The organism is Delftia sp. HK171, assembly GCF_001886655.1.
Taxonomy (GTDB): Bacteria; Pseudomonadota; Gammaproteobacteria; order Burkholderiales; family Burkholderiaceae_C; genus Comamonas; species Comamonas acidovorans.
Genome location: NZ_CP018101.1, coordinates 4004937 through 4016306 on the forward strand (window position 1 = coordinate 4004937; position 11370 = coordinate 4016306).

The following is an 11370-nucleotide window of genomic DNA, read 5'->3' on the forward strand; positions in this document are numbered from 1 at the left end:
TCCCGCACCCACCCATGTGTTCCTACTGCAGCGCCCATAAAAAAGCCTCCATGCATGAGGCATGGAGGCCGGCAGGCAGGCATGGCTGCCTGCGTCTCGGGCCAAGGTGTCTGGCCGCAGCGCTTACTTGTTGGGCTTGGCCGCAGGGCCGGCAGCGATGGGCGCCACGCCTTCGGGCTTGACGTAGGTGACCGAGGTCACATAGTGCACACCGTCGTATTTTTCTGCACCGTTCGAGCCGGTGCGCTCACCGCCGCTGCGCTCGTCGTGCGTGGCTTCGGCCACGTAGGTGCCCTTCCAGGGCATGTCGAACTGCACCAGGCCCTGCTCGTCGGCATGGGCTTCCTTGCTCCAGCCCGATTGCACGGTCAGAATCACCTTGGCCTTGGGCAGGGGCTGGCCCTTGTAGATGACCTTGAACTCGCCGGCCTTGCCCGAGGGCACGACATCCAGCGTCAGGCGCGGGGCCTGGGCGGCAAAGCCGGTGATCAGGCGTGCAGCCGGGTGGTACCAGTTGCGCAGTTCCTGCTCGCCCTTCTTGCTGGTGTACAGCGGATAGCCGGCATCCTCGGCCACGATGCTGTCGCCCTGGCCGGCCTTGAAGGGCAGCGCAAAGCCGGTGCCGGTCTTGCGGCCATCGGCCGCCTTCTCGCCCTGGGCAGACACCAGGGTGGCCACGGGCTTGCCGAACTTGTCGAGCAGGCCCGGCGATGTCTCGCGCAGGTTGTCGCCAAACTCGCCAAAGCGGATCACGGCGGTTTCGCCGGCCGGCTGTTCCAGCCAGATCTGGTGGGCCTGGCTGGCGCCGCTGGCGGCCAGGAGTGCGGAGACAAGAATCCAGTGTTTTTTCATTGCAGCTTCCTCAAAGGACAAAAAAACAGCCATCGGCGCCACAAAGGGCCGACGGCATGAACGTGCTTGGGGAGTGGGGTGCGGCCGCATGGCGCCGCATTGATTATTGAATGCGAATGGTTTGCATTCTATGCGCATTGCGCACCGCCCCGGCGCAGTTCACCAGGTGGCTGCAATGGGGTCCGGCCCAGCGTTCAGGCGGCATCCTCGATGCGCACCGGCTCGCCCGTGAAGGCCAGCGCCTCAGCGGCCTGCTCCCAAGGGCTCCGGTCACCCGCCCTGGCCGGGCGCAGCACAAAGCCCTCGCCTTCCGCGTGCGCGGTGCTGGCCGCGGGCGGCAGCGGCAGGCCCATGCGCTCATGCGCCTGGGCCACCAGGGTGCGAGCGTAGATTTCCGCAGCCATGCTGCGCAGGCGCGGCTTGTAGACCTTGCCCACGTTGGTGGTGGGCAGCGCATCGATGATGCGCACATAGCGCGGGCGCGCAGGCGCTTCGTCCACGCCGGCTGCGGCAAAGGCCAGCAGTTCGGCCTCATCGGCCTGGGCGCCGGGCTGGAGCGCGACAAAGGCCACAGGCACCTCGCCCGCATAGGCATCGGGCGCGCCCACGGCGGCGCAGGCCTTGACGGCGGGATGGCGCTCCAGCGCCTGCTCTATCACCTGCGGATCGATGTTGTGGCCGCTGCGGATGATCACGTCCTTGGAACGCCCGCGCAGCCGCAGCAGGCCATCGTCGCCGACCGAGCCCAGGTCCCCCGTGATCAGCCAGCCGTCATCGGTGAGGTAGCTGGACGGCGCGATGCCGCCCAGGTAGCCGGAAAACAGGTTGGGCGACTGGAACACCACCATGCCGGTTTCGCCGGGCGCCGCTTCCTGGTCCGATGGCCTGCCGTCCGGCCCCATGCGGCGCACGGCCAGGCGCGCAAACGGCAGGCGCAGGCCCACATGGCCGGCCGCCGCGTGCAGGCCGGGCGGCGTGATGGTGGAGATGCCCGTCATCTCGGTCATGCCCAGGCTCTCGTGCACATGGAAGCCGCTGTGCGCCTTGAAGCGCGCCGCCACCTCGGGCGACAGCGGCGCGGCGCCCGTGCGGAAGTAGCGGATGGAGGACACATCGGCCCCCTGCAGCGGCACCTCCACCAGCGCGGCCAGCACCGTGGGCACGGCCGACATCAGCGTGGGCTTCCACTGTGCCGCCATGCGCCAGAAGCCGGCAATCACGGCCTTGTTGCGAAACAGACCGGTGGTCGGAATGATGACGTGGGCTCCGGCCGAGAAGCAGGCCAGCGAGCCCGGCAGCACGCCCGCCACATGGAACAGCGGGTAGCCGTTGATGGTGCGGTCGGCCGTGTTCAGGCCCTGCATCTGCACGCTGGCCCAGGCGGTGTAGACCTGGGCGCCATGCGTCTGCACGGCGATCTTGGGCGCACCCGTGGTGCCCCCGGTATGGAAATAGGCCGCCACGTCGCCGGCCTGGGGCTGGCGCCCGCTCACCAGCCGGTCGGAGGGCTGGGCAGCCAAGGCGGCATGCAGATCGCTGGCGGGCCAGCGCTGTCCATCCCCCTGGGGACCCCGACCTTCATGCGAGACCCAGAGCACATGCGCCAGGTCCGCATCCAGCGCCGTGACTTTCTCGCGGATGCCGGCATCGTCCTCGTCCGCCCAGGCGATCAGAAAGCGCGCGCCCGTGGTCCGCATCAGGGCAGAGATCTTCTCGGCACTCAGCAGCGGATTGATGGGCTGCACGATGCCCGCCGCCTCACCGCCCCACAGCGCAAAGTGGTACTCCATGCAGCCTGGCAGCAGGATGGCCACCGTGTCGCTGGCGCCCATGCCCAGCGCATGCAGGGCGTTGGCCGTCTGGTGGATCTTGCCAAGCAGTTCGGCATAGCTCAGGTGCCGGGCATCATCCACGCTGCCGGCCTGGGGCAGAAAGCTCAGCGCCCTGCCCTGGCCGTGCTCACGCGCGGAGTTGCAAAAGAGGTCGTAGACCGTTTGCGCCGTGATCAGCCCGGCCATGGGCTGTCTTTCGATGGCCTCCACATCGGCCAGGGAACGCACGGCCCGCAGGGGCCGGAACATGGATTGCGCAAGGATAGGACTCATGGCCATGGATTCACTCCGCGCCCAGGCCGTTGGTGCGCACCACCTCGCCCCAGCGCGTGTAGTCGCTGCGGATCAGGGCCTCGGTGTCCTGCGGGTTGAGGTAGGCGGCCGTCACGCCGATTTTCTCGAAGCGGTCGCGCACCTCGTTGGTGGCCAGCAGCTGGCGCGAGGTGGCGCTGAGCTTGTCGATGATGGCGCGCGGCGTGTCTTTGGGTGCCACCAGCCCGCCCCAGGACGATGCCTCATAGCCGCCAAAGCCCTGCTCGGCCATGGTCTGCACGCCGTCCAGCGCCTTCACGCGCTGCGGCGTGCCCACCGCCAGTGCCCTCAGCCGCCCGCTGCGGATATGGGGCAGCGCAGACACCATGTCCGCATAGATCACCGGCACCACGCCGCCCAGCGTGTCGTTCATGGCGGGCGCGCTGCCCTTGTAGGCCACGTGCTGCATGGTGTGCAGCTTGGCGGATTTCATCAGTTCCATGCTCAGGTGGCCAGAGCTGCCCGCGCCGGAGCTGGTGTAGTCCAGCGTGGCGGGCTGCGCCTTGGCGTACTGGAACAGCGATTTGAGGTCCGTCACCTTGGGCAGAGACTGCGCATTGACCGCAATCACATTGGGCAAGTCATAGATCTTGGTGACCGAGGCGAAATCCGTGGCCGGGTGGAACTTGACGTTCTTGAAGAAATGCGGCGCCATGATGGTGGGTGTGACCATCATCATCAGCGTATAGCCGTCAGGCGCTGCTGTGCGGAACTGGCCCGCCGCCACCGCGCCCGATGCGCCGGGCTTGTTCTCTATCACCACGGGCTGGCCCAGCTGGCGCGCCAGCGCCTCGGCGTAGACGCGCGCCGCGCCATCGGTGGGCCCGCCCGGCGGGAAGGGAACGACCAGGCGAATCGGTCTGTCAGGCCAGGCTCCGGTATCGGTATTGGCCTGCGCCGCGCTGCACAGCGATGCAAACGCAGCCACCCCGATGGCGCCCAGCGCCATGCCCTTGACCAACGCCTGTCTTTTTGTGATGCCTGCCATCTTGTCTCCTTGAATGTTTATGTGTTCTGGCTGGCCCATTCTGCCCAGCGCACCCTCTTTGACAATGGCGGCGGCGGTTGACATCATGTCAAACAATATTGACACTCCCTTGGACTGCAGCGCATGGATCTCCTGGCATTCAACATCCTTGTCCAGATCATCGAGCACGGAAACCTGAGCCAGGCGGCAAAGTTCTTGAACATGTCGCGGGCCAACGTGAGCTACCACCTGGCCCGGCTGGAGAAGTCCCTGGGCGCATCGCTGCTGCGCAGAACGCCCCAGGGCGTGGAGGCCACCGAGGTCGGCCAGCGCATCTACCGCCATGCGCGCAACATCCTCAACGAGACCGAGCTGGTGCGCGAGCTGGCCCAAAGCAGCACGGACGACATCTCGGGAAAGATCGGTCTGAGCGTGCCCACCGGCTACGGCCACCTGGTCATGGCGCCGTGGCTGATCGAGTTCAAGCGCGCCCATCCGCAGGTGGTGCTGGACATCCGCCTGGAGAACTTCATCGACAACCTGCTCAAGGACAGCGTGGACATCGCCATCCGCGTCATGTCCGACCCGCCACCCATGCTGGTGGCGCGCGACATGGGGCCGGTGCGCTACAGCCTGTGCGCCTCCAGCGACTGGCTGCGCAGCCACCGACTGCCGGAGACCCCGTCCGAGCTGTCGCGCACGCCGCTCATCACATCGGGCGGCGAAAGCGGCAAGGTGCGCCTGCAGATTGCGCGGAACGGCCAGCCGCTGGAGGAGCTGGACATCACGCCCACGCTGATGTCGCGCAGCTACCCTTTCCTGTGCGACTGCATCACCGGCGGCCTGGGCGTGGGGCTGGTGCCCGACTACATGGTGCGCCGCCAGGTGGAAGATGGCCGCGTCGTGCTGGCCATGCAGGACTATGAGTTCAGCATCAACCAGGGCCGCATGTTCATGCTGTACATGCCCAACCGCTTCCAGTCCGGCGCCGCCCGGGCCTTGATCGACTTTCTGAGCGACAGGATGGGCCTTGCGCGCATCATCCGGCCGGGTGACTTGCCCGACACGGCGCAGGCCTTGCGACCGCCGGAATGACGCGGGAACAAAGTTTGTAGACGACTGGTCGGTTTTTACGTTAGACTTCGATCCCATGAAGAAACCCGCACAGGAAACACGCCAGCACATCCTTGATGTGGCCAAGGCGTTGATGACCCAGAAAGGCTATACGGCCGTCGGCCTGGCCGAGGTCGTCGCGGCTGCGGGCGTGCCCAAGGGCTCCTTCTACTACTACTTCAAATCCAAGGAAGAGTTCGGCCAGGCCCTGCTGCAGGAGTACTTCGACGAGTACCTGGCCAAGATCGATGCGCTCATGGAGACGCCCGATCCGGCCATCTCCCGGCTGATGACCTACTTCCGCCATTGGACGCAGAACCAGTGCTCGGCCCATGCAGGAGGCCAGTGCCTCGTGGTCAAGCTGGGCCCCGAGGTCTGCGACCTGTCCGACGACATGCGCTCGGTGCTGCGCACCGGCACCGACGCCATCATCACCCGGCTGACCGACTGCGTGCGCGCCGGCCAGGCAGATGGCTCCATCACATCCGACCTGGACGCGCCTGCGCTGGCCGAATCGCTGTACCAGCTGTGGCTGGGCGCCTCCCTGCTGTCCAAGCTGGGCAGGCATGAGGAGCCATTTGCCGCAGCCCTTGTGTCCACGAAGCGGCTGCTGGGCTGAGCAGGCCTGGCCGCCGCTTTTTATTTGCCTTGTTTGTAGACGACTGGTCAACTTCAAACCCTTCACCTCTTACCCATCCCTCTTCCTTTTGTTCAACCACCACCACTGCACACCATGACCGACCACAGCCTTCACACCGATCTGTTCTCCCCCACCCAACTGGGCGGCCTGTCGCTCGCCAACCGCTTCGTCATGGCCCCGCTAACCCGCAGCCGCGCCGGTGACGACGGCGTGCCCACCGAACTTCACGCCGCCTACTACGCCCAGCGCGCCAGCGCGGGCCTGTTGATCAGCGAAGCCGTCAACATCTCCGCACAGGGCCGGGGCTACAACCTCACGCCCGGCATCTGGACCGAGGAACAGGTCGCCGGCTGGAAGAAGGTCACCGACGCCGTGCACGCGGCCGGCGGCAAGATCGTGGCCCAGCTGTGGCACGTGGGCCGCTACTCGCACGTGGACCTGCAGCCCGGTGGCGTGGCCCCTGTCGCCCCCTCTGCCATCAAGGCCGAAGGCGTCACCTTCACGCCCAACGGCGTAGCCGAGGTATCCATGCCCCGCGCCCTGGAAACCAGCGAAATCCCCGGCATCGTCGAGCAATACCGCCATGCGGCCGAATGCGCCAAGCGTGCAGGCTTTGACGGCGTGGAAGTGCACTCGGCCAACGGCTACCTGCTCGACCAGTTCCTGCGCGACTCCACCAACCACCGCAGCGACGCCTACGGCGGCAGCATCGAAAACCGCGCCCGCCTGACGCTGGAAGTCACCGACACCGTGGCCAAGGTCTGGGGAGCAGACCGCGTGGGCATCCGCCTGTCGCCCGTCACGCCCAACGCCGGCAACACGCCGCTGGACAGCGATGTGATGGCGCTTTACGGCTACCTCATCCCCCAGCTCAACCGCTTCGGCCTGGCCTACCTGCACGTCGTGGAAGGCGCCACCGGCGGCTCGCGCGAACTGCCGCCCGGCGTGGACCTGGACGCGCTGCGCAAGCTCTTTGACGGCGCCTACATGGGCAACAACGGCTATGACCTGGAACTGGCCATGGACCGCCGCGCCAAGGGCCTGATCGACACCGTGGCCATCGGCCGCCCCTTCATCGCCAACCCCGACCTGGTGGCCCGCCTGCGCCATGGCAAAGAACTGGCCGTGGCCCCGCACGAGGCCTACTACGGCGGCGGTGCCCAAGGCTACACGGACTGGCCAGTGGCCGCCTGAGCCGGCCATCCACCCCACGATCTGCGGCACACTGGCTGACCTGCGTCCTCATCGAATGACCAAGCGAAAGACCAAGCCATGCAACTGCTGATCGTGGGTGCCACGGGGCTGGTGGGCAGCCAGGTGCTGCACCAGGCCCTGGCCGACAGCCGCATTACCCGCGTCGTGGCCCCGGTACGCCGGGCGCTGCCGGCGCATCCCAGGCTGCTCGCCCCCATCGTCGATTTCGAGCACCTGCCCGAAGACGCCGACTGGTGGCGGGCCGATGCCCTGGTCTGCACCCTGGGCACCACCATCAAGACAGCCGGCAGCCAGCCGGCGTTTCGGCGTGTGGACCATGACTATCCGCTGCTGGCCGCACAGCTGGCGCGGCGCCATGGCACGCTCACCTATGTGCTGAACTCGGCCATGGGCGCCGACGCTGGCTCGCGCATCTTCTACAACCGCGTCAAGGGTGAGCTCGAGCGTGACCTGCAGGCGCAAGGCTTTGCCTCCCTCACCTTCGTGCGCCCCGGCCTGATCAGCGGCCCGCGCACCCAGCACCGCGCGGGCGAGCGCTTCATGGTCGGCGTTCTTGGCGCCCTGGGCCAGCTGCTGCCCCGGCGCTGGCGGCTCAACCCCGCGCACTGCATTGCCCAGGCCTTGATAGAGGCTGCTGTCAACGCCAGGCCCGGCGTCCATATCGTGGGTCCCGAGGCGCTGGCCGAGTGAACACCATGCACAGTCAAGAACCTCTCAGAAAGCTCGCATGAACCCGCACATCGCCCCGGTCGATCTCGCCAAGTCCTACCGGCTGATCAACCACGGCCCCACCGTCCTGGTCTCGGCCCGCCACGGCGGCGTGGACAACGTCATGGCCGCAGCCTGGTGCTGCGCGCTGGACTTTGCGCCCCCAAAGCTCACCGTGGTGCTGGACAAGGCCACGGCCACGCGCGCCCTGGTCGAGCAAAGCGGCATGTTCGTGATCCAGGTGCCTACGGCCGCCCAGTTGCAGCTCACGCACCAGGTCGGCACGCTCAGCCTTTCCACCGATGCAGACAAGCTCACCACCAGCGGCGCGCAGCTGTTCGGCATGGACGGGTTCGACCTGCCCTTCGTGGACGGCTGCGCCGGCTGGCTGGCCTGCAGGCTGATCCCCGAGCCCCACAACCAGCAGGCCTACGACCTGTTCATCGGCGAGATCGTGGGCGCCTGGTCCGACACCCGCGTGTTCAGCGACGGCCACTGGCACTTCGAGGACGCCGACCCCGCGCTGCGCAGCCTGCACTATGTGGCAGGCGGGCAGTTCTATGCGATTGGGCAGGCGTTGAACGTGCAGGACGGAACGCCCTGAAACTCGCCAATGGCGGCATGGCTGTATTGCACAATCCAGCCATGCTCTCGGCCACTGCCTCCTCCCTTGCCTCTTCCCTTTCCTCTGCGCGCGCAGTCCCCACGCGCGAAACCTATTCCGAACTGCAGCAGGCCTACGAGCACTTCAACCAGCGCCTGTTCGACGATGCCCTGCCCCATTGCCTGATCACGCTGCAGCGCGAGAAACGCACCTGCGGTTACTTCTCTGCGGCGCGCTTTGCGTCGCTGGATGGCAGCACCACGGACGAGATTGCGCTCAACCCCGCCTACTTCGCGGCCGTGCCCATCATCGAGACGCTGCAGACCCTGGTGCATGAGATGACGCACCTGTGGCAGCACCACTTCGGCAAGCCGGGCCGCGCGCGGTATCACAACGAGGAATGGGCGGACAAGCTGGAATCGCTGGGCCTCATGCCCTCGTCCACGGGCCGGCCCGGCGGGCGGCGCACGGGCGACATGATGGCCGACTACGCCATTGCGGGTGGCCCCTTCCTCGCGGCCTGCGAGCAGTTGCTGACCACGCGCTTCCAACTGAGCTGGTACGACCGCTTCCCGGCCATCGAGCATGTGGTCACGGGCCAGTGGAGCATGGCCACGCAGATCCAGGGCATGCAGGGCACCCAGCCGCCCATGTCCTCCGTGCCCGCCCTGGCCGAAGCCGTGCGGCCCGTGGGCACGTCGGTGGCGGTGCCGGGCTCCACCACCGGCGAGACCACCGTGCAGCCCGTGAACAAGTCCCTGCGCGTCAAGTACCGCTGCGGCGGCTGCGCCGCGCCCGTCAATGTCTGGGGCAAGCCGGGGCTGAACCTGATCTGCGGCGATTGCGGCAAAGGCTTCGCGGCCCAGGATTGATCAGTGGTTGATCAGCGGGCAGGAGTCTTGCGCGGCAGCTCCAGCACCGCCTCCAGCCCGCCCCCCTCCCGGTTGCCCAGCACAATGCGCCCGCCGTGCGCCTTGGCAACGGCATCGGCAATGGACAGGCCCAGGCCAAACCCGCCAGAGCCCGCGTTGCGCGAGGCCTCCATGCGGTAGAACGGCTCCAGCACCTGGGCCAGTTGCTCCTGGGCAATGCCCGGCCCCCGGTCCAGCACGTCGATGCGCAGCAAATCGTCGCTGTCGCTGATGCGCAGTTCGGCGTCGCAACCATAGCGCAGCGCGTTCTCCAGCAGGTTCTGCAGGCAACGGCGCAGGCTGTGGGGATAGCAATCGAGCGGGCGCAGGGCGCGGCCCGTGATGGGGATGTGCACTCCATGCGCCTCGCCCAGGTCCTGGGCCACGCCCTGCACCAGGGCGTTGATGTCCAGCGCCTGGTGCTCGCCGCGCGCGTCGGCGCCGGTGAGCATGTCCAGCGTGGCGGTGACCATGGCTTCCATCTCCTGCAGATCGCGGCGGAATTTGTCGCGCAGGGCTTCGGGCTCCAGCATTTCCGAGCGCAGGCGCAGCCGCGTGATGGGCGTGCGCAGGTCGTGCGAGACGGCTGCAAAGAAACGCGTGCGCTCGGCCACGCCATCGGCGATGCGCTGCTGCATGGCATTGAAGGCCTGGGCCGCCTGGCGCACCTCGCGCGGGCCGTCCAGCGGCAGGGGCGGGCTTTTGAGGTCCTTGCCCAGCGCGTCGGCGGCGCTGGCCATGCGCGCCAGCGGACGCATGGCCAGGCGCACGGCCAGCAGAGCCACCACAACCACCACGATGATGCGCAGCAGGTAGATGCGCAGCACGTAGTCGGCCAGCGCCCAGTAGGGCCTGACGGGGTAGCCGGCCTCTCCCTCCACGGCCTGCACCTGCAGCCACTGGCCGTTGCCCAGGCCCAGCAGCATGCGCACATGGGCCTCTGGCTCATGGGCGGTGAGCAGGGTTTCCGCGCCGCCGTGCAGCTCCAGCGCCAGCAGGTGGAACGGCACGGCCGCGCCCACGCGCCGTGCCAGCACATCGGCCAGCAGATCGCCGGCCATGGCGTCGGCCGCATCGGCGGGAGCGGACGCCAGGTCATCCATCAGGCGCCGTGCGCGGGCCGCATCGATCAGGGTCAGCTGGTAGCCCTGCGTGCTCAGCGTGCCCACGGCAGCGGCCCGCGCCTCGGGCGGCAGCGAGGACAGCAGCAGCAGCGAATCGGCGGCGCGCGCGCCCAGCAGGCGCAGCGGCACCTCCAGCAGCTGGCTGCGCCGGCTTTCCCACCAGATGGTGCCCGTCAGCGCCTGGGCCGCCAGCATGCCGGCCACCAGGATCAGGGCCACGCGCCCGGACAGCGTCTGCGGCCACAGGCGCCGCAGCAGCGCGCCGGCCTGCACCCAAGCCATCACGATGCCTGCGGCACCACGTCGCAGGTCAGCACGTAGCCGGCGTTGCGCACGGTGCGGATCAGGCTGGCCTGGCGCGCGGGGTCTTCCAGGTGCTGGCGCAGTCGGCTGACGCAGACGTCGATGGCGCGGTCCTGGGCCTGGCGCTCGCGGCCGAACACATGGTCGGCCAGGTAGTCGCGGCTCAGCGTGCGGTGCGGGTTGCTGGCCAGGGCGCAGAGCACCCGATAGTCGGACTGGGCCAGCGGCACCAGCACGGCCTGGGGCGAGCGCAGCTCGCGCGCGCGCATGTCCAGCGTCCAGCCGGCAAAGCGCAGCACGGGCAGGTGCTCCGGCTCGCTGGCAGGCGCCGGTGCCTGGGCCACGCGGCGCAGCACCACCTTGATGCGCGCCAGCAGCTCGCGCGGATCGAAGGGCTTGGGCAGGTAGTCGTCGGCCCCCATTTCCAGGCCCAGGATGCGGTCCAGCAAGGCGCCGCGCGCCGTGAGCATGACCACGGGGATGTGGGTGCGCTCGCGCAGGCTGCGGCACAGGGCCAGGCCGTCGGTGCCGGGCAGCATCAGGTCCAGCACGATGAGGTCGGCCGCATGCCGGCCCAGCCAGTCCCACATGGCCTGGCCGTCACCCACGGCGGCCGGGCGCATGCCCGAGGCGCGCAGATAGTCGCACAGCAGCTCGCGGATGTCGGGGTCGTCGTCCACCACCAGGATGCGCGGACCCTGGGCGGCCGGGGATGCGGCGGCTGGTGCGCTCATGGATTGCATTGGCGCACGGCGTTTTGTAATGGAATGTTGTGGCGGCAGCCTGTGC

General features: G+C 68.0%; 11 protein-coding genes. 6 read left to right on the top strand and 5 right to left on the bottom strand.

What is annotated here, in order from left to right; translation table 11 throughout:
- Positions 1-123: 123 nt before the first annotated feature.
- From BO996_RS17965 to BO996_RS17975, 3 genes are all read right to left on the bottom strand, one after another.
- Complete coding sequence (locus BO996_RS17965; protein ID WP_071956000.1) at positions 124-852, bottom strand: DUF4198 domain-containing protein; 729 nt, start codon at positions 850-852, stop codon at positions 124-126.
- Between the two features lie 194 nt (positions 853-1046).
- Positions 1047-2963, bottom strand: coding sequence for an AMP-binding protein (locus BO996_RS17970; protein WP_071956001.1), 1917 nt, complete (start codon positions 2961-2963; stop codon positions 1047-1049).
- Positions 2964-2967: 4 nt separating this feature from the next.
- Complete coding sequence (locus BO996_RS17975; RefSeq protein ID WP_071956002.1) at positions 2968-3984, bottom strand: Bug family tripartite tricarboxylate transporter substrate binding protein; 1017 nt, start codon at positions 3982-3984, stop codon at positions 2968-2970.
- Positions 3985-4107: 123 nt separating this feature from the next.
- On the opposite strand from BO996_RS17975, the gene BO996_RS17980 reads away from it, so the two are divergent.
- The 6 genes from BO996_RS17980 to BO996_RS18005 all read left to right on the top strand — a co-directional run bounded on the left by BO996_RS17980 (position 4108) and on the right by BO996_RS18005 (position 9115).
- Positions 4108-5058, top strand: coding sequence for a LysR family transcriptional regulator (locus tag BO996_RS17980; protein ID WP_013802329.1), 951 nt, complete (start codon positions 4108-4110; stop codon positions 5056-5058).
- Between the two features lie 55 nt (positions 5059-5113).
- Positions 5114-5695: a TetR/AcrR family transcriptional regulator gene (locus tag BO996_RS17985; RefSeq protein ID WP_012205713.1), complete on the top strand. Its 582-nt coding sequence runs from the start codon at positions 5114-5116 to the stop codon at positions 5693-5695.
- 114 nt (positions 5696-5809) lie between these two features.
- Positions 5810-6910: an alkene reductase gene (locus tag BO996_RS17990; protein ID WP_043823061.1), complete on the top strand. Its 1101-nt coding sequence runs from the start codon at positions 5810-5812 to the stop codon at positions 6908-6910.
- Positions 6911-6988: 78 nt separating this feature from the next.
- Positions 6989-7621 carry an NAD-dependent dehydratase gene (locus BO996_RS17995; protein WP_071956003.1) on the top strand — a complete coding sequence of 211 codons (633 nt, stop codon included), beginning with the start codon at positions 6989-6991 and terminating at the stop codon, positions 7619-7621.
- Between the two features lie 37 nt (positions 7622-7658).
- Complete coding sequence (locus BO996_RS18000; RefSeq protein WP_071956004.1) at positions 7659-8243, top strand: flavin reductase family protein; 585 nt, start codon at positions 7659-7661, stop codon at positions 8241-8243.
- A 41-nt stretch (positions 8244-8284) separates the two neighbouring features.
- On the top strand, positions 8285-9115 hold the full coding sequence (locus tag BO996_RS18005) for a SprT-like domain-containing protein (RefSeq protein WP_071956005.1): 831 nt from the start codon (positions 8285-8287) through the stop codon (positions 9113-9115).
- A gap of 11 nt (positions 9116-9126) precedes the next feature.
- Here the strand turns inward: BO996_RS18005 and BO996_RS18010 are convergent, their stop codons facing one another.
- Together BO996_RS18010 and BO996_RS18015 are read right to left on the bottom strand one after the other, a co-directional pair.
- The gene (locus tag BO996_RS18010; RefSeq protein WP_071956006.1) at positions 9127-10560 is read right to left on the bottom strand and encodes an ATP-binding protein; all 1434 of its coding nucleotides are present in this window, start codon (positions 10558-10560) and stop codon (positions 9127-9129) included.
- Positions 10560-11324, bottom strand: a complete 765-nt coding sequence (locus BO996_RS18015; protein WP_013802320.1) for a response regulator — start codon at positions 11322-11324, stop codon at positions 10560-10562. Before BO996_RS18015 ends, BO996_RS18010 begins: the two co-directional genes overlap by 1 nt.
- Positions 11325-11370: the final 46 nt, after the last annotated feature.